The following is an 18,309-nucleotide window of genomic DNA, read 5'->3' on the forward strand; positions in this document are numbered from 1 at the left end:
TTACTCCCCAAAAACCTCCAGCCCCGGATAAAACGTCCCCCAGCTAAACCAGTAGCCCATCATCGCCGTCGGGGTGTTGAGTCGTTGACCAAAACGTGGACCCCGAAGGTGGCGGCCGAAGATGTCCCATACGTTGCCTTCCTGATCCGTTAAGAACTCCGTGTTGTCGGTGTCGATAAGGCGAAGGTCCAGCAGCGTACCGTCCGGTAGCTCCCGGTCAAATACTGCCATGGTTTCCGGGTTTTGGCTACCGACAACTAGCAGTTCCCGGCCCGCAAACGTATCATTGATCAACGACCAGCCATTGGGGCTGAAACTGCCGAAACGATAAGCCTTGGCTTCACCGTCAATGATGACGCCCATTACCCGTTCTTTATTCGGTAGCCGGTCGTCGGGAGTATCGATGGGGAAGATGATGCTGTTGTCATTTGTCCGGTAATCGCCGTAAGGGTAAGCGGTATAGTTTCTGCTCAGCCCCGTCTGTTCACTGACGACCGTGGCATTCGGGAATAGTTCCGATACGTCCTTCCAGCGGACTTCCACCAGGTTAGTCGTGGCGGGCGTTTCTCCCGCTCGCTCACCATTGACACATTCCATGCGTTGTTGAGACCAATTACTACCTGTTTTTCGGTCGTAGGGAATAATATTGGTGTTGTACAGCAGGCCGGAAACCCCGAAGGAGGTCGTCTCTCCGCCGAAAGTCCGGTCCCAGCCGATGCCGGTTCCCGTCAATGGGCAGTAGACAATGGCCAGGGCTTGGTTGTCCACTTCGTCATTAATGATCTCGTGCCAATCCAGAATGTTGTGGGGGTATAGTTTCACTTTTCCCAGCCCATCATCAGCAGCTAACAGAAGACTGTTTTCCGTGAGAAAGTTAATGGACAACTGGTCAGCGAATCGGGCATTGTCCAGAGACGGAATACCGTCACAGCCCGGTCCACCATCAAAAACATTGCTTCGGGGAATTAACCAATCGCCACCGAAGGAACAGGCACCGTTGCCATTGCCCGGATTTTGAATGCGAGGGTCAAAAACGTCATCGTCTCCACTGCAGGAAGCGAAAAGAAGGAACAGAATGGCAAATGGATAAATGGATAGTTTCATGCTGCATTACTGTTTTGTGGATAGGTGGTAAAGAAAGCCGGTGTTCAGGCGAAGGGTAGGGGCGACCTGTGTACCCGTTACTTTGGTGTAGACGGGGAGGTCAGCAGCCAGTTGCCAGCTTAGGGAAGCGGAAATGGTTAGCCCGATGGAGGGTTGCAGGAAAAGGAAGTCCCCTCCCGTACTGGGCGTTATTTCGCCATTCGTGCGGTCTCCTTCGGCGTGGCGAAAGAGCAGGCTTAGTCCGGGATTTATTAAGCGGTCAAAGAACAACAGTTGATCGCTTAGGCCAAGGGTAAGTTGTGTCTCTGTGCCGAATTGGTAAGTCTGCGCCTGCCGGACCATCGTCACCGGATTGTTGAAGGCCAGATAGTCGTCGTTGATTCCCCGCCGACGGTGTACTGCCGTCAGGAAAATACTGAGCGATGGCCTGGAGGCCAACTGATGACTAAGCCGATTCCAGAGAATAAGGTCCCAGGCTTTGCTGCCGGGCTGTAGATCTGCATTATAGGTAAAGCCAAATTCATTCTCCCGGTCTGCCGCCCCGTTCGGGAATTTGATGCCCGCCCCGCTGGCCCATTGCCAGCGCCGGCCAAAATCCGGTTGTATCCATTGGTAGCGCAATAGGGCCACCGCATCTCCCAGTCCGTTGGTTACGTCCGTTGCAGTGTTTCCCCGGTTGATAACCCGCTCCTGGCGGATGTAGGGCAGGAGGATGTCAATGGACCACCGATCATTGATGGCGTAACTGCTTTCCAGTAGAATGGTTTGGGTATTCCGGATGCGGCTGCCATCGTTTAACGCCTCGCTTCCGGTAAACAAACTTCTTAATCGGTTGAGGTCATAGCTGATGCCGACTTGCAGTTGGCCTGCCTCTCCGGCCGGCAACCCCAGATTGCCCGCCAGTGGAACCCCACCGGAACAACAGGTCTGGGCGCTAAGCGTCTGTACCACGAAAATCGCGAGGATAAGCTTGCACAAGCGCAAAAAAATAGTTGGTTCCCGGCTCCTTTTAACCATATCGCTTCAAAGAAACGGGCTTTAAAGTCACCACGAAACCCTCAAAATGTCGTTAAACGATACCGCGCCGTCTTTCTGGAAGAATTCTTCCTTTAGTGTCAATTTACGGACAGTCAGAAAACGGTTATACTCTGGATCCCACCGCCTTTTCTAATTGCCCGACAATGCGCCCACTTGTTGTACCAGACTCAGCTTTGACGGATCCCACTTCCCTTCCTGTACCTGGGCGACGATGTGATTCACAATGTCCATAATGCCAATGTCCGCCGGGTTCTCGCCCAGCTCCATTCGGCTCTGGTAGAGGTTACCGATTTCAAGAGTGAGGAAACCGGAGACAGCGGCCTGGGTGGCGCTGCCTAAGAACACCTTCAGCGGACTGAAAGAAGTCGCTACTGTGGAGGCAATCTCCGTCAAAATGCGCCCGCCAAGTGCCGTTACCCCCGTCGTAATCGCCGTTCGCAAAAGCTGATCGTCAATGTCAAAGCCATAAACATCAGCCATGTCTTTGATCATCTTGGTCTGCACTGCAGTAGCGGCAACAACATCAAGTCCAAAATTGGGGATGAAGCTCGTAATGGTGCCAAAAAGGGTATAGCGGCGAATGATAGCGTTGGCTTCCTGGCGCTTCGCTTCCAGCTCTGGTGTCATGACGTGCTTGGCAACTTCCGTTGCTTTTTCTCCGACCTGACCGGCGGCTTCCTTAAGGGCTTTTCTTGCAGTTGGCATGTATAACGGGTTTATGTTCTACTTTAGAACGCAGCTAGTACGGGGTAAGGTTCGTATCGCTTTCACACGCTCTTCAAAATTACTGGAGAGTGGATACGCTAAAACCCCAAAATACTAAAACCCCAAAGCACCAAAATACCAAAATACCAAAGAACCAAAGAACCAAAATACCAACTACTCCCCCTTCTGGTCCAGCAGCAGGCTGGCCAGTTCATCACTGATAATGGTGATCTTTCCCGTAGCCTCGTCTACTTCGATCTGTCCGCTACGGAAGTGATCTTTGGTACAGGTAATGGAAAGGCCCCCAAATCCGGCGCGGAGGTAAAACTGTTTGCGCAGGCTGCGTTTGTCAACCCGAAAGCCCTCATCCAGCGAGCCATCGCTTTCGGCCAGCATGTCCTGTAGTGGCTTTTCATTGCCGTAGAAGAATTCGTCGAATTCCTTAACGCGGATCGTCTGCTGCGGCTGTTTGGCGGCATACTTTACCAGGGCTTTTTCAAATTCGCCCTCGTTCATGGCGTAGCCGGTTTCCTTGTCTTTCGGCACGGGCAGCTCCTCCACCATTTCCAGGAAGGTGTGGGTAAGCTCCGCACTGGTTTCCGGCCGGTCCAGCCCCACCCAGTCGGTGAAGTACTGGCTGATGCTGCTCTGCGTCCGGGCGTGGCGGATCATCTGTACGGTTCGCCCTCTGCCGGAAAGGAGGCGGACGGCCATGGCCATATGGTCTACGTCCAGATACTGCGTGGTGGTGAGCTTCAGGGCTTCAGATTCTTCGTCGTTGACGAAGAGCATCCCCGGCGTCTCCCGGATCAGGTAAATGCCCAGCATCCGCTGTTCCTCCATGGTGTAGTCCGCATAGAGCAGGTAACCGCCCTTGGCACCAATCACGCCCTGCAGGCTCTGCCGCAAGACCTTCATGGTGTCGTTACTGAAGGTGATGAAGTGACTGCGGTCGCGGCCCTCCATCAGCCACTGCTGGTAGTAGGCGGGGAAGAGACTCTCGTCCGGTTCAGAGAGGAAGCCCTGCAGCAGGTCGTTCTTACGCTCGAAGATCTGGTCGAGCCGGGCAATCAGTTCAATGGAGTCCTCGGTAATCGGCAGCGGTTCTTTGCTCAGGATGAGCTCCGCTTCGGCCATCTCGGGCTGTTTCTTCAGCTCGTGAACGATGAGGTTGTGTACGATCAGATTATCCATAAAGAGGGAGGTTACTCGGACGCTTCAGGGTCCTTTTGAGAGTCTTAAGCGGTCCTCGAAGGACCTTCGGGCGTCCGCGTTTCAGCGAGTTCGTATCGGGCCAAATTGGCGATTGCCCGGGGAACTACGCCGAAAGTACGGCTTCGGCAAGTTTAATGAGCATGGCGCGGCGGGCTTCTGCGTCGAAAGGTTCTTCGAATCCCGCTTTGGGTAGCGCAGAAAATTTCACACGGAAGGCTTTACCCGCAGTAACGGAGAGGATTCGGCCGTCGTTCATCATCCGGGCTTTATACCCGCCGATCATCAAAGCGTCCTTGCCTTTGGCACCGGCCACTTCATCAACGATACTTTGTTTTTCGGTCGTGCCTTCGGGCATGTCGACCACCAGGGCGGCCGTCCATCCCGTTGCCTGCAGGTTATACTGACAGGTATGGAAACTGCCCGGTGCACGGGAGCCCGCCATCGGAATCTGTACGCCCTTGTCGAATAAGGACAGCACTTCCGCTTCGGTCAGGTACACACATACCGGTGGCGGTGGGGCTACCTGACTCAATCGTTCCGTGTTTTCAGCCTCCGATTTGGCGGCTACTTCTTCGGCGGTTTCAATGGTCGTGTTGCTGTCCGTCGCATCGCCACCACAGGCAAAGAGGAAGAGACCCAGCAGTGAGAGGAAGAGTACTTTTTGCATTCGTGTCAGGTTTTGCGCAAAAGTACGGTTTTGGGCGCGGTCGCAGGTGCAGAGGGGGTGATTTTAAAGAGCAGTGAAGGGTGCTCCCTGGCTTCAGCCGGAGGGTGTGAATAAACAGACCCTCCGGCTGAAGCCGGGGGTACAGGCCTCCTATTTCAGAATCACCAGCTTTTGCAGGTCGCTGTTCACCACGGTCGTGCCGTCTCCCCGCAAGCGAACCTGATAGAGATATACCCCGCGGGCGAGTTGGTCACCGTAGTCATCGAGCCCATCCCATTCGATGCAGTCGTCACGGCGGACGGTGCCGTCGCTGAAGGCGTAAGGCCGCGTCAGGGTTTTGACCAGCCTTCCGGTAACGGTATAAATCTGCACAATGGCTTCGACTTCCTGACCGACCAGCGTATGGTCAAACTGGAAGCAGGTCCGGTCCGTAAAGGGGTTGGGATAGTTGAGGATGCGACGGATCGCATCCGCTCCGTCGGCTGCGACGACGAATTCCGTTTTACCCTGCGCGGAGTTGTTCGCCACGTCCCAGGCGCGCACACTAACCGTGTGCAGGCCCGGCTCCAGATCGAAGAGCGGAAACCGAACTTTTCCGCTGCGGAAATCATCCGCGTTGGCTTCGTAATAATCGTTAAGCACGATGGTGTTGCGGGTGTCTTCGTCCAGTACCGCTTCCAGATCATGCCCGATGCTGTTGCCCGTAACGTTGATGCCTAGGTCATCGGTCAGATTGACGAGCAGGATGGGATCTTCAGAGGTCTCTCCACCGGAGATGAAGTCTTCATTGTCCATGAACACTTCCACCAGCGGACCTTCATCATCGCTGATGATCTCATCGCTGGTGCCACCGATGATGAGCTGGTTGTAGAAGCCCGCCGCATCGGTAAACTGGCTTGGGTCCTCGGCGTAGTAGCTGATTTTACCCGCACCGAAGGCATAGTTTATATCTCGGGGCACCACAAACTCAAAGGTGAACTTGCCCGCCGTCACCGTGGCGCGGCCACGGAAGATGATGTTGCGCTGTACGGAGACGGACAACTCCGGGCTGCCGGGGTCTTGCGCCAGGGTGGTTTTTTCCTGCGGCTTGTCGTAGATCGTCGGGAAGATCTGCCCGTTGAAGTTTTCCAGCAGGTTGCCGTCCAGATCCGTCACTTCTCCGCTGATTTTCATTTTCTGCAGGGCACGAACGGTATCCTGCCGTTCTTCACTAACGGGCAGGTCATCGATCATGGTGGTGCGCACCGAGTGACGGGGCAGAGCGATGGTCATTGCCGGGTCACCCAGCAGGGTGAATTTGCGGGCGTTCTCCGTCTGGTCGTTTAGCGTAGTGGCCGTACTGGGACGGGAGATGTCGTTTTTAGCAATCCGGATGATATCTCCGAGGGTTCGCCATTCTCCGTCGGGGCGGTCCAGCATCGCCTGAACGGTGTTGTTCGTCAGGGTGAAGTTGCGGGTGGCAAACACTGGCCGGGTAGTAGTGAGCAGCGCTGCAGCTCCGCCATTGGGCGTCAACAGCGCTTCTTCTCCTGCGGAGACGAATGCTGCATCATCATAGTTGGAAAACGTACAGGTGGCCGTGATGAATACCGGTGGCTGAATGGGGTCGATGTCATTGGCCGGCTTCGTCCAGTTTCTGATTTGAGGAATATCCAGCACCCGCTCCTGGGCCCAGCCACGTGGGCCGCCATGACCGAGGTAGGTGACGGCCAGTGCACCACGGAAAATGGCCCGGTCAAGGCCTTCGGTAATGTCCGGGAAGCGGTCTCCGGCGGAGAGACTCTGTTGGGGGAAAAGGTCAAAGTAGAGCTTGTCGAAGTTCAAGTCGGGTTTGCGGGCTTCCACGGCGTTAGCTACCCGGTTAACATCAATGGTATGGCGGCCGCCGTCTTCGTCGTCACCTACGAAGGTCATACGGGTACGCCAGTCTCCCAGCGTGCTGGGGTCGGTGTCGTAGCGCACGAGCTTAGCAACTACCTGGGTGGCTTCATCGGCGGTTTTGACCGGCAAACGGCCAACGGCTACGTTCAGGTCTGGCTCCAGGGGTTGATTGTTGCTGGCTTCGCCGAAGATGCCGAAGAAGTCATCCGCGGGGAAGCTGCCAACTTCGGTCAACTCTCCATCGTGTTCATAGACGGGGATGAAGGTAGTGCCTAATTCCAGGATGTTGCGGTGATCAAAACTTCCATCTCCGAACAATAGCAAAAAGCGAAGGCCTGCGTCTCGCTCGTAAACCATCCGGGCGAAATTGCGGATGGCCGCAGCGTCTTCCCGCCCGCTGCTGAATTCGTTGTAGATCTGCTCGGTGGTGACCAACTCCACCGTCAGCCCGTTGTGTGTTCTCCGGTGTTCCGCCAGGGTTTCTGCCTGGGTGAGAAACTCAGGATGGGTGATGATGATCATCTCCGCACTATTGATGGCGTGCAGGTTCTGTGTTTCTACTCGTTTGCCACTAAGGGGTTCCAGCAGTGATGCTCCGCTACGGAAAGCAACGTACTCGAAGGCCCGGCCTGCGGCCGCTGCGGAAAAGCTGCCTCCGTTAACGGCGGTCTGACGGACGTCTGCTCCGTCGATACGCCATACCCGGCCATCAGCGGGGAACTCACTCATGCGGAAGGAGACGGTGCCCTGATCCCGACTGCGGGTATCCCGGAAATTGAACTGTTCCAGCCCGGAAAAAGACAGCAGTCGGCGTGCGCGTAGCTGAATCCAGTCGAGCCAGGCCTCAGAGGTGCCGGAGTTGGCAGGGATCGGATAGTCAACCAGAACGTTAACGACGGGGTCGTTCAGAATGATATTGTTACTCACCGTTGCGGGAGAAGCTGCATTGCGTTGTTCCTGCTGACCGATACTGGTGCTGCTGGCGATGCTGCTCTGTAATCGTTCACCGTTAACTTCCAGGAAAAACCGGCTGCTGGCGTCGGTGCGTAGAGCCATGCGGGCGCGTACGGTGGCCGTCTCTCCGGCTACCAGGTCCGGAACCCGGAATAGGGCAGGATAGTTTTTCTCCCGCGAGATTTTGAAAAATTCTCCCCACCAGCTCTGGCCTGATCCGTGTGAATTACCACCCAACTCGTGCAGAATATTGAATTGGTCTTCTTCAAAGTGGTAGAAAGCATCATAGCTATCGGTGGCCTGGCCACCGCCCGCTGAGGGGAGCTCCGTTACCCGCCGGCCGGCGGCCCCGCCTATGCGGAGAAAGTAGGTGTTGCTGGTAGCGTAGATATTTTTCTCGTAGAAGAAACGATCCTGCTCCTCGTCATAGCGGAGGTTGTCCGGCCCGTTGGCGTAGAAAAGAATAAAGTCTCCACCATCAAAGCTGCCGTCATTTTCCCCATCGATGGTGATGGCCATTTCGGTGAGATCGTCCGGTGGTGTTTCATTAACGGTTTCGGGTAGTTTTCCGGCGAAGGGCTGGCCGTAGAGAGCGATGTTGCGCGGGTCGACGCCCTCGAGGTTAACCCCCAGCTTATCGGTCAGAAAGTCCCGGCTGATTTTATGCATACCGGCTTGATCAACTGTAATGCGGAACCAGTTTCCTTCGCGGAGAACGGAGTTGGTGGCGAAGGTCATCCGTGGCCGGGCCGCTGCGCCTTTGGGGACGAGTCGAATCTCCAGTTCCGTCAGCCGTTCCGCCCCGGTGGGGGTTTGAATGATGGCGGGAGCGGTAACCTTGCCCAGCCAGCCTTCCGGCTGGCGGCTGACACTGACGGCGAAGCGGAAATCCGTTGGTAACTCCGCCGCACCACGCGGCAGCCTGACGGGCTCAAAAACACTGCTGATGACCTCGACGGTGTAGTCCCGCCCGGGCTCCGCCGCAAAGGTCCGCAGGTAGGTTGGCAGAGGAGATACTTCCATTGCACCTGCGTTGGCGCCCTCTTCTCCTATCCGTTGAAAGGCAAATTCCACCAGTCGAATACCTTCCGTTTCCACGGCAAGGGGCTCTTCCCAGACGAGCTGGTCCTTCCACTGCTGCTGAGCAGAAAGCATTTGGGAAAGACAGCAGAAGAACAGCAGAAGGGCAAACTGGCGCATAGATATGTAATCAGGGGTACTCGTAAGATACATAGGGTAGGACAAAACGTTGTTTCACCGACGTTAATTATTGATCGAAGCACTCTGGCTGTCGGTTTGACGACGAGCACCCCGCAATTTAACATCCCAAATTTGGGGAAGGCGGACTATAGAATTAGCTTTAGGCATCCGGGGCAGGTCATAAACCTGCCTGAAGAGTATATCCTTTGGATCAGGTTTTTCGTTGAAAAGACCTGTCTTTCCCAGAAACGAGCCGATGAATTACCGTTACCCTTTAGCGCTTCTACTGTTAGCCTTGCTACTTCCATTGGGGGCACAGGATGCTGTTTTTTCCCAGTTTTACGCAGCCCCGCTGCGATTGAACCCGGCGCTGGCCGGCATTGGTACGGCCCCCAGGATTACGGCCAACTACCGGGCCCAGCATACCAGCTACCCAAGTGCTTTTACGACCATGGCGGCAAGTTACGAGCAGCCCATCGAAGGAACGCCTTCGAGTTTTGGGATTCGGATGATGACGGATAAGCAGCTGGAAGGAGCCTACAAGAATACGGAAGTAGCACTGGTGTACAGTTATGACGTGCGGGTAAATGAACACCTGGGAGCCCGCCTGGGCCTGGCAGCAGGTATTCTGAGCACAGCGATTGATTTTAACAGCCTGACTTTCGGAGATGTGCTGGACCCGCTGATCGGAGCGGATGGGGTAACGATGGAAACACTGGTGGGGGCTTCTAAAACCTCCGCTGACTTTGGCGCGGGTATCGTGCTCTACGGTAAGAACTACTATGGAGGCATTAGCTTCGAGCATATGAACCGGCCGGACGAAAGTTTGATCGAACTCAATGATAACCTTTATGCAGGCAGGCCGCAGCTGATAAAAGTGACGGGTGGTGCTCAGTTAAATGTGCGGCGCTACAGTAACCGCCGCCGGCCAAGCTACATCACACCTAATTTTCTGTACGCCTCCCAGGCAAAATTGCGCCAGCTCAACCTGGGGGCTTACTTCGGCTACGGACCAGTTGCCCTGGGAGCCTGGTACCGGCATGCTTTTGAAAACGCAGATGGGTTTATCGCTGCCGTAAGCTTCCGACAAGATGTGTTGAAAGTAGGCTTCAGCTACGATGCCGTTGTTTCTGATCTGCGTAACGTCCCCGGCGGGCTGGGCTCGACCTTTGAAGTGAGTGTAACCATTGATTTTGCGGCCAGCAAGGAGCTGCAGAGACGGCGCAAAGCGGATCGTTATAATGATTGCTTTGGCATGTTCAGGTAAAACAAATGTTTAAATTTAAACGCGTAAATAACAAATAAAAACACGTTTTTATCAATCATTTTTTTGGTTAAACAATGTCTTTTTGCTTCGTTTTCCACATTAAAATAATCAAATAAAGGATACTGTTGATAACTTTTTTCATGCATTCTTTCCTTACGGAGGGGCAATATTATACATTCGCGTTACTGAACGCAATGGATTAAGCCCCTGAGGTTCATGGGAATAAGACAACGGCTAGCCTTGAGAGAAATACCAACAGATTATTATTTAGCTATGAAGTTTTTTGCCGTTGTGATTTTAGGACTAAGAAATACTTTATGAGACGCGAAAAATTCGTCTTTAATCAGCAAACGCTGCAATACGACCGCGTAGTCGAACCGCTGCGGTACACCATTCTCCGAATTTTTGGTTTTTGTTGTGCTGCCATGGTTTCTGCCGTATTGATGTTGTTGGTTGTTCACCGCTACTTCCCCAGCCCGAGTGAGCAGCTGCTGATGCAGGAGAATGACATTCTCCGTAGTCAAATATCCAGCACAAATGATGAGTTGGAGAACCTGGCTTCAGTGTTGGAAAACATTCAAGACCGGGACGCCGGAGCCTACCGCATTATGTTCGGTATGGAACCCATCGATGAAGACGTTTGGCAAGGTGGCCGTGGTGGTCATGATGCTTACGAAAACCTGAGAGCACTGCCTAACAGCGGAGAACACATGGCTTCTCTGCGCGAAAAGGTTGACCGCTTCCGTCATCAGCTCGATCTTCAGAGCCGCTCGCTCGACGAGATCACGAACATGGCTAAAGACAAAGAGAAGATGCTGGCCTCTATCCCCAGCATCAAACCGATCCGTAGTGATCGTTACAGCCGGAAAATTGAAAACCTGTCGGGTTTCGGTTACCGGATCCACCCCATTCTGAAGGTAGAAAAGATGCACTACGGCATTGACTTCAACTGTGCTGCGGGTACCCCCATCCAGGCTTCCGGTAACGGAACGGTCAAGTGGGCCGGCAAACGGGGGCACTACGGAAACTGTGTCATCATTGATCATGGTTACGGCTACGAGAGCCTCTACGGGCACATGAGTGAAATTGATCCCGCCGTAAAACGTGGAAAAGAAATCAAGCGTGGCGTTACCATCGGTAAGGTAGGTAGCACCGGATTGAGTACGGGCGATCACCTCCACTATGAAATCCATAAGGATGGTGTACGCATCGATCCTATCCAGTATTGTTACGACGGACTGAGCACAGAAGAGTACGCTGCCCTGGTGCAGGCTTCTCAGCAGTCTAACATGAGTTTCGACTCTCACTAAGAAGCATTTCAGACTACGATAAAATCACACTCAAAACATTCAGGAACAGCTTCGCTTCGGCGGGGCTGTTCTTTTTTTAGTGAGGGAATGGAAGAATGAAAGAATCAGAGAATGGGGCCTGGAGAATTGAAGTTTTAGGATCTCGGGGCTGATGCCAGCCCGTATGATTCCTCCGAGAGTCTCTCCTCCAACTCCTGTTCTCCTCCCACTCCTCCGGAAAATGGCTGTCGTGTAGTGACCAGAACTCAACGTTCAGCCGTGTAATCCGCGACTGTTTGAAGAGGCTCCGGGACGATTAAAAGATCAGGGCATACACCTCACCGGGATATGTAAGCGTCCCGGTGGTATCTTCTTAACCACCCTGTCCGCGACGAGTGGCACCCTTCCCGAAATTTAGCGATTAAGCTGTCGCAGAATCTTAGTCCCCCGGCTTCGGAACCCCGGCGTCGTCCCTTCCGCGATCGTGATTTCGATCAGGCCCCGGAGTTCGTCTTTCAGTTCCGGAAAAACCTCCGAGAAATTGGCGACGATCTGCATACCGTAGACCCGGATGGCGACGGCTTCCGTCGGGCTTTCGAAGAGTCGAAAGGCGAGATCCAGAATTTCTCCCTGGTCCTTTTCCTCAATGAAGGAAAGAGGGAGTTCGGAGAAATACCGCAGCACGTTGCGCTTAACGGCATCATGGAGGGGAGCGTTAGCCGAAGCGATCATTTCTTTATGCCAGGGGGAGAGCCATGTGGGGTGAAGGCGGCCTACATCACCAACCACCATGGCCAGGCGCTGCACAACGCGGTATTCCTGCCCCAGAAAAAGCTCCATCAACGACATTAAGCGTCGTTTATCTTTCAGTACGTAGTGAAGAACCCGGTCAGCGTTTGCGCGGGAGTGTTCGGCCAGAATCTGTTCGCGGATGTCCATCGCTTCTATTCAAAGAAGCTATCGTAACCCGTGCCGCCTTTGCTCCTGGTCTGGATGTCCTTTTCCCGTTGGGGGATGGAGTCCAGATCGAGGCTTTCGCTGGCGGTGGAAGATTTGCCGGAGATGCCCTCGGCTTCGATGTGGCCGCCGGCGAGCATCAGTTCGCTTTTGCGTTCCCACTCTTCGAGCATACGCAGGCCCTCATCGGCAAAAACGCCGTTTTGCAGGTCGACGGAAGACATGAAGTCGTTGGAGAGTTCCATCATTCGTTCCATTTCGCCGACTTTGTTGGCGACATCCTCGGCGATGTTTTCCATCGCAGCGTCAAACATGGCTCGTTGGTCAGGGTTTCCGTTGATGACGGACATGGCCGAAGACATCGCACCATGGCTGGCACGAATGGTCTTGCGTTCCATAATCTTTAGTTCCACCTGGTCCCGGGTGTCTTCGAGCAACACTTCGGAGTTCTGGTGCATCCGGTTCAGAACGCGGTAGAGCACATCCATCTTAGCCAGCAACACATTGTACTTCTCGTTGCTTTCCTTCAGGCGTGCAGCCCGACGGCTGCTCAGGATCATCTGTTGCTTCTTGCCGCGCTCTTTGGCCAGTTTGGCCAGTTTCAGTTGCTTGCCGATCTCAGACTCATTGGTTTCTACCAGAGTTTTCAGGTGGCGGACCTGCCCGCGGAGCTTGCCGATCTGCTTGCGCATCTCGGTGAGGTTGCCTTCCAGTTCCTCGATGTAGCTTTTCAGAATCCCGATGGGGTCAATGTTGACAAAGAGGCCGGTAATGCTGCGCATCGCACTCTTGTACATATAACCGAACAGGGCGCGGGTACGTGGGTCAAGAACGGCAAAAAGAATCATCCCCAGCACCGCCAGGGAAACCACTATGCCAATGGTGGTAGTGATAAAGGGCAGAATTACGCCCCATAAAGAAGAGACCAAAAAAGCTCCGCCCGCCAGTAAGGCTACCAGAAAAAGGAGACCGGTAACGCCCTCAGGGCGTTTCCAGAAAGATTTTGTACTTGCTCCGTCGGAGGGGAATTCGGCCATCAGTTTCGTTTTAGCAGAAGGGAATAAGATAACGGTTAGAAAGGGGAGAGGTTTTAGTAGCTGCTGAAAACCATGGTTATCGGGCAAGAAAGCCGGCGGCCCGACCCCTCATTCCCCTGGAATCGAACCTAAACCCTGCAACTTGAACCCTGCAACCTGCAACCTGCAACTTGAACCTGCAACCTGCAACCTGCAACCTGCAACTTGAACCTGCCCCCTATCCCAACACCCGCGTAATATCCGTCACATCCTGCCGGATAGCGGAGGTAATTACTTCCAGCGCGTCATCAAACCCTTTTTGATTCTGGCTGGCTTTATTTTTGGCAGTATTGATGAGTTCGTCGGCAGATTCAATGCGGGCTTTTGCTTTTTCCACTTCGGCTTTGAGCTGTTCAATCTTAGCTTCCCAGTTGGCAATTTTTTTCTTCAACTCGCCGGTTTCCTTGGCTTTGCCCTCGACGTTGCTCATCAGGTGCTTCTCCATGGAGTTCATGAACTTAGACTTCTCGTCCTGCAAGACTTCCGTATAGTACCTCGCGGTCTTTACCAGCTTTTCGAGCGTAAGCCCGGCGGTGGAACCGGTCGCGAAGGCAGCTTTTAGCGCAGTGTCATGATCCATGCCGATTTCCATCAGCTTGGCTACCGACTGCTTGAATTCCAGATAGTCAAAGCCCTCCAGATTTTTATCTTCCAGGGCTTTCATCAATACATTAGCAAAGCGATCATCATCTTGAGACATAGTATCAAAGGCTTTAGCGAGTTTAGACATAGTAGTTTCTGTTCGTAGAAAACGCTAAAGTAACGAATGCGTTGCGCATCTGGTTTGCCTTTGGACGGATGAAGGCGTTTTGTCGACAGGTCGATCGATCTGAAAGGCTGTTTGCAGAGAATCGCGGAGGGGAATAACTGGTATCTGGGCGCTACCGCAGGTGCAATGAAACAACTAAGCGCAGTGTTCACGCTCTACGTCTCCCTCGCTTTTAAAAACCCTTGCCTGCACCTGCGGCCCCGCGCCTGATTCTTTTAGTCCGTAGTGTTGTAAACGTTAGTTGGTAGATTCTACCGTCTACCGTCTACAACACCACCTGTCCGCGCCAGCGAACCACCCCATAGAGCACGGCCATCCCCACCAGCATCAGCAGCATACAGAGCACCCAGCCACCGCCCAGTACGGAGGCCAGAAAACCAAGGACCAAGGCTACCACCCCAACGGTCAGCGCGTAGGGCAGCTGCGTACTCACGTGATCGATGTGGTTACAGTCGGAAGCCAGGCTCGAGAGAATCGTTGTGTCTGAGATCGGCGAACAGTGGTCGCCGAGCACAGAGGCCGCCAGCACGATCGAGATTACGTTGTAGAGCAGGCCCTGGGTTGCGTCCAGATCCCACCCCGCACCGGCGGCTACCGCCGCCGTCAGAGGAATAGCGATGGGATAGAGAATGGCCATCGTGCTCCAGCTTGAACCCGTGCTGAAACTGATCAATGCGGAGAGTATAAAGATGATCGGTGGCAGGAAGTAGGGGTTGAGGCTGTCGCCCAACAGGTCGACCAGGAAGGTTGCCGTGTGCAGCTCTTCCGTCGTAATGGCCAGCGCCCAGGCCAGGGTGAGAATCATAATGGCCGAGAACATGGCCTTGAAGCCAGAGGTGAGGCTGCCCATCGTTTGCTCCATATTCATGATGCCTTGACTGACGCTCAGGATGACGGCCATCACTACGCCGCTGATGCTGGCCCAAAGCAGGGCCACGTAGCTGTCCGCCGAACCGATCACCTCGCCGAGCTTGGTGAAGAAGCCACCGTCCATGGCTGCCCAGGTAGCGCCCCAGCCGTCGCTGCCGGGAGGGTTGGCCAGCCCGTCGTAAACGGAGGCCAGACCCGTGTCTAGCAGCCCGACGATCGTCATGATGATAACGGTGACCACCGGAATGACGGCGTTGCGGGCGCGCAGTGGCGCGCCTTTGACGGGCGTGAGATCTTCGGTTTCGCCGACTTCGTCAGCGCCTTCGTCAGCGGCCTTGACGAGCCCGGTCTCCCGCGCTCGTTTTTCGGCTTTGAGCATGGGGCCATAGTCGCGCTGCATCAACACCAGCATCAGGATGAAGGCCAGGGTGAGGATGGGGTAGAAGCTGTATTTCAGGCTTTCCAGAAAGATAGCGTAGGGCGTCAGGTCGGCCAGGGCGGCGGTGCCTTCGGAGGCGTCGCCGATGTAACCCAGCTCTGCGCCAATCCAGGTGGTAATGAAAGCAATACTGGCTACCGGCGCTGCGGTGGAGTCAACGATGTAAGCCAGCTTCTCGCGGCTGATCTTGAAGCGGTCGGTTACTGATCGCATGGTGTTACCCACGATGAGGGTGTTGGCGTAGTCGTCAAAGAAAATCGCTACCCCGAGAACCCAGGTGATGACCTGAGCGCTCTTGGGAGTGGTGGCGTATTTCGTCATCCGCTGTACCACCCCGGCCATACCGCCATTACGGCTGATGATGGCGACCATGCCTCCGATCAGGAGACTGAACAGGATGACGGAGAGGTGCCCTCCGTCGTTCAGCGCATCCAGGATGTAATGGTCCGCCGTTGCCAGCAAAGATTTGATGATGCCCAAAAAGCCCTCGAAGCGTAAGCCACCCGCTAAAAAGGCCCCCACCCAGACACCGGCGAAGAGGGAAATGAGCACTTCCTTAAAGATCAGTGCCAGCCCAATGGCAATTAATGGAGGCAGGATGGACAGCCAGAGCGGAATGCGCCGCAAATGATTGGGCGTGGCGCCCGCAGCATCTTTAATGTGATACAATGCCGTGCGTCCGTTGGCTTTGATCAGCTTGAGGCCGGGCTCAATGACGACGACTTTCTTTCCGCCGGTAACGGTTAACTCAATGGTTTCTCCGTTGATCTCGACGCCCTCGGCGGCGGCGGGGAAGGTGAGACCATCAGCAGTATATTCCAGTTCGTAGAGCCAATCTCCGTTGTCGGCCTGGGCCGCAAGCGGGGAGAAAGCAAAGAAAAAACCAAAGATCAGCGCTACGATTATAAGCTTATGGGAAGGCATAGTGGGTGGTTGGGTCGGGACAAGATAAGAGATTACTTATTGTTCTTAGTTGGGAGATGTATTGGCCCACTCCCGACCATCCCGCATCACATCCGCGTCAGCCCAATCGCAAATTCCAGGACGGTGTCTATTTCATTCAGGTAATCGTCGATGCTTTGGCTGACGTAGTGGTCCGGTAAAATGCCCGTCTCATCGGGCAGAGAGGTGGCCGTCGAAACGTGTGTATTGTTCGCCACGTAGTAAAGTACCTTGGTATTGGACAGTCGGCAAACGGTCTGCCCGGCAGAGCAAAATTGGTTGGAGCCCAGTTCTTCGCCGATGATGGTGCCCAGCTCCCACTTTTGGGCCAGGGACATAAAGTGGCCCGTCGTAGAATTGCCAATGCCGTCAATGAGAAAGTAGAGCTTGCCTTGGAAGGTGGTGTCAAAGGGGAGTTGTACACTTTCTCCCGCTGCGGGCTTTTGTTTACCTTCATATTCTGCCCTCGAGTAATAGGTGAAAGGCTTTTGCATCAGGTGGCGCAGCAAATAAATACTTGATTCCGACGAGCCACCGCCGTTATAGCGGAGATCAATGATCAGCTGCTCGATGCCGTCCGCCGCAATTTTTCGGAAAGTTTTGTCCATAAAAGCCTCGAAAACATCCAGATTGTTCCATGGGTAGAAGTTGAAGGACAGGACGGTGAGGACGGCGGATTTGCCGTCTTCCAAAACCTCGTAACAGAGGGGCTCGCCACAGCCCTTGATGGCAGGGTTTCCAAAGTGGTTACGGATTTCTTTCGCAGGGGATAAGACGATGGACGTCGACTTGCCCTTCACCGTCACCTCATAGGTCTGGGGGAAGTTCATTGCGTAAGCAATCATCCCTGTGCCCCAGAAGTTGAACTCATGCCTTTTGGTCGTTTCAACGTAGCCCTGAGAAGGAATCCGGCGGTAGATGTCTTTCAGCAGGCTGGCAACGGGGATATCATTAACACTTAGTATTTCGTCTTTTACCGCCAGTCTGTCGTCATTACCCATGGGGTCAACGACAAAGAGCTGCCCGTCGACCAACCGGGTTTGTACCGGGAATCTAAGCGCCGTCGGCAGCATTTTACTCTCCAGTGAAAAACGCCCCATGGAGGTGTGAGAGCAATTTACACTGGCGATGATCTCGGCGCAGTGCCAGCGGAATTCAGCGTAGGTCGTCTGGTCCGTCATCAGCGCTTTTTTCTGTTCGATGAGTGAGCGGAAGTCTTCTGCGGAGATGAACTTCAGGGCATTGGGATGTACTTTCAACAGCCTTGCCGCCAATTGATCCAAGTCGGCGCTGTATTCCGCAGCGGTGTAAACTTTGGCGAATTTTTCTTCGTCGGTTTCCGGGACGAAACCAGGGTGCCGGAGCCGGTAAACAATATCTTCGGCGTTGAAATTGTCGGGGTCCATTTTCAGTGCTTTCTGGTAGTTGACAAGCGCCTTCTCTTCATCGCCGTTGGCCAGATAGGCTTCCCCCAGACTGTCATAATTGTTGGCCGTGTTGGGGAATTCCGCCACCATCAGCTTGAATACCTCGATGGCCTCCGTTGTCTTCTCACCCCATAAAAGCCCGTAGCCATACATGGTTAGTTCGTCCTGATTCCAGAAGTTGTAGGCTTCTGGTTGCTCTTTCCTGAGCTGGCGGTACAGGGCAATGCGTTCTGCAACGGGCCGGTGGTCATTGGCTTTAAGTACTTCGGCGATGGAGGCCAATGCTGTAGGCTGTGATTCTACTTCCGTTACTGCTGCATCTGGTACGGTGTTTTGCTTGAGGGCACAACCCGGAAGGATGATCAGACTAAGTAGTAGGAGGGTAAGGTAGTAGTGGCGCATCATCAAATTGGTTTTGAATGGTCCGCAATGTATCCTTGCCGTTCGCCGAAGTGAGCATTTCAAGTGTAAATAGATGTAAAACTTATGGACTGAGGGGGGCGTCGGGA

At 54.1% G+C, this 18,309-nt stretch carries 13 protein-coding genes; 2 read left to right on the forward strand and 11 right to left on the reverse strand.

The features are described from left to right. The 6 genes from BM123_RS07255 to porU all read right to left on the reverse strand — a co-directional run bounded on the left by BM123_RS07255 (window position 1) and on the right by porU (window position 8,764). Entirely contained in the window at window positions 1-1,104 is a 1,104-nt protein-coding gene (locus BM123_RS07255; protein ID WP_090166794.1) for a DUF3179 domain-containing protein, read from the reverse strand. A gap of 6 nt (window positions 1,105-1,110) precedes the next feature. Next, window positions 1,111-2,055: a hypothetical protein gene (locus BM123_RS07260; protein ID WP_139211798.1), complete on the reverse strand. Its 945-nt coding sequence runs from the start codon at window positions 2,053-2,055 to the stop codon at window positions 1,111-1,113. Between the two features lie 216 nt (window positions 2,056-2,271). Then, window positions 2,272-2,847, reverse strand: a complete 576-nt coding sequence (locus BM123_RS07265) for a DUF697 domain-containing protein (protein ID WP_090166799.1) — start codon at window positions 2,845-2,847, stop codon at window positions 2,272-2,274. A 174-nt stretch (window positions 2,848-3,021) separates the two neighbouring features. Continuing rightward, window positions 3,022-4,041, reverse strand: a complete 1,020-nt coding sequence (locus BM123_RS07270) for a nucleoid-associated protein (RefSeq protein ID WP_090166801.1) — start codon at window positions 4,039-4,041, stop codon at window positions 3,022-3,024. Between the two features lie 124 nt (window positions 4,042-4,165). Beyond that, window positions 4,166-4,729 (reverse strand): hypothetical protein, encoded by a 564-nt coding sequence (locus tag BM123_RS07275; RefSeq protein WP_090166803.1) that lies wholly within the window; start codon window positions 4,727-4,729, stop codon window positions 4,166-4,168. 150 nt (window positions 4,730-4,879) lie between these two features. After that, window positions 4,880-8,764: a type IX secretion system sortase PorU gene (gene porU / locus BM123_RS07280; RefSeq protein ID WP_175489276.1), complete on the reverse strand. Its 3,885-nt coding sequence runs from the start codon at window positions 8,762-8,764 to the stop codon at window positions 4,880-4,882. A 256-nt stretch (window positions 8,765-9,020) separates the two neighbouring features. Here porU and BM123_RS07285 point away from each other — a divergent pair, with 256 nt between their 5' ends. Next, window positions 9,021-10,031: a PorP/SprF family type IX secretion system membrane protein gene (locus tag BM123_RS07285; RefSeq protein WP_090166807.1), complete on the forward strand. Its 1,011-nt coding sequence runs from the start codon at window positions 9,021-9,023 to the stop codon at window positions 10,029-10,031. A gap of 317 nt (window positions 10,032-10,348) precedes the next feature. Further along, complete coding sequence (locus BM123_RS07290) at window positions 10,349-11,341, forward strand: M23 family metallopeptidase (protein ID WP_090166808.1); 993 nt, start codon at window positions 10,349-10,351, stop codon at window positions 11,339-11,341. A gap of 393 nt (window positions 11,342-11,734) precedes the next feature. Here the strand turns inward: BM123_RS07290 and BM123_RS07295 are convergent, their stop codons facing one another. The 5 genes from BM123_RS07295 to BM123_RS07315 all read right to left on the reverse strand — a co-directional run bounded on the left by BM123_RS07295 (window position 11,735) and on the right by BM123_RS07315 (window position 18,205). After that, a complete protein-coding gene (locus BM123_RS07295) occupies window positions 11,735-12,259 on the reverse strand; it encodes a hypothetical protein (protein ID WP_090166810.1) in 525 nt (174 codons plus the stop codon). Between the two features lie 5 nt (window positions 12,260-12,264). Further along, complete coding sequence (locus tag BM123_RS07300; RefSeq protein ID WP_090166812.1) at window positions 12,265-13,314, reverse strand: hypothetical protein; 1,050 nt, start codon at window positions 13,312-13,314, stop codon at window positions 12,265-12,267. Window positions 13,315-13,531: 217 nt separating this feature from the next. Then, complete coding sequence (locus BM123_RS07305) at window positions 13,532-14,083, reverse strand: hypothetical protein (RefSeq protein ID WP_090166814.1); 552 nt, start codon at window positions 14,081-14,083, stop codon at window positions 13,532-13,534. 304 nt (window positions 14,084-14,387) lie between these two features. After that, window positions 14,388-16,355 (reverse strand): Na+/H+ antiporter NhaC family protein, encoded by a 1,968-nt coding sequence (locus BM123_RS07310; RefSeq protein WP_090166816.1) that lies wholly within the window; start codon window positions 16,353-16,355, stop codon window positions 14,388-14,390. 86 nt (window positions 16,356-16,441) lie between these two features. Next, complete coding sequence (locus BM123_RS07315) at window positions 16,442-18,205, reverse strand: S41 family peptidase (RefSeq protein WP_090166819.1); 1,764 nt, start codon at window positions 18,203-18,205, stop codon at window positions 16,442-16,444. Between the last annotated feature and the right edge of the window lie 104 nt (window positions 18,206-18,309).

It is taken from the genome of Neolewinella agarilytica, from assembly GCF_900110645.1.
GTDB lineage: Bacteria > Bacteroidota > Bacteroidia > Chitinophagales > Saprospiraceae > Neolewinella > Neolewinella agarilytica.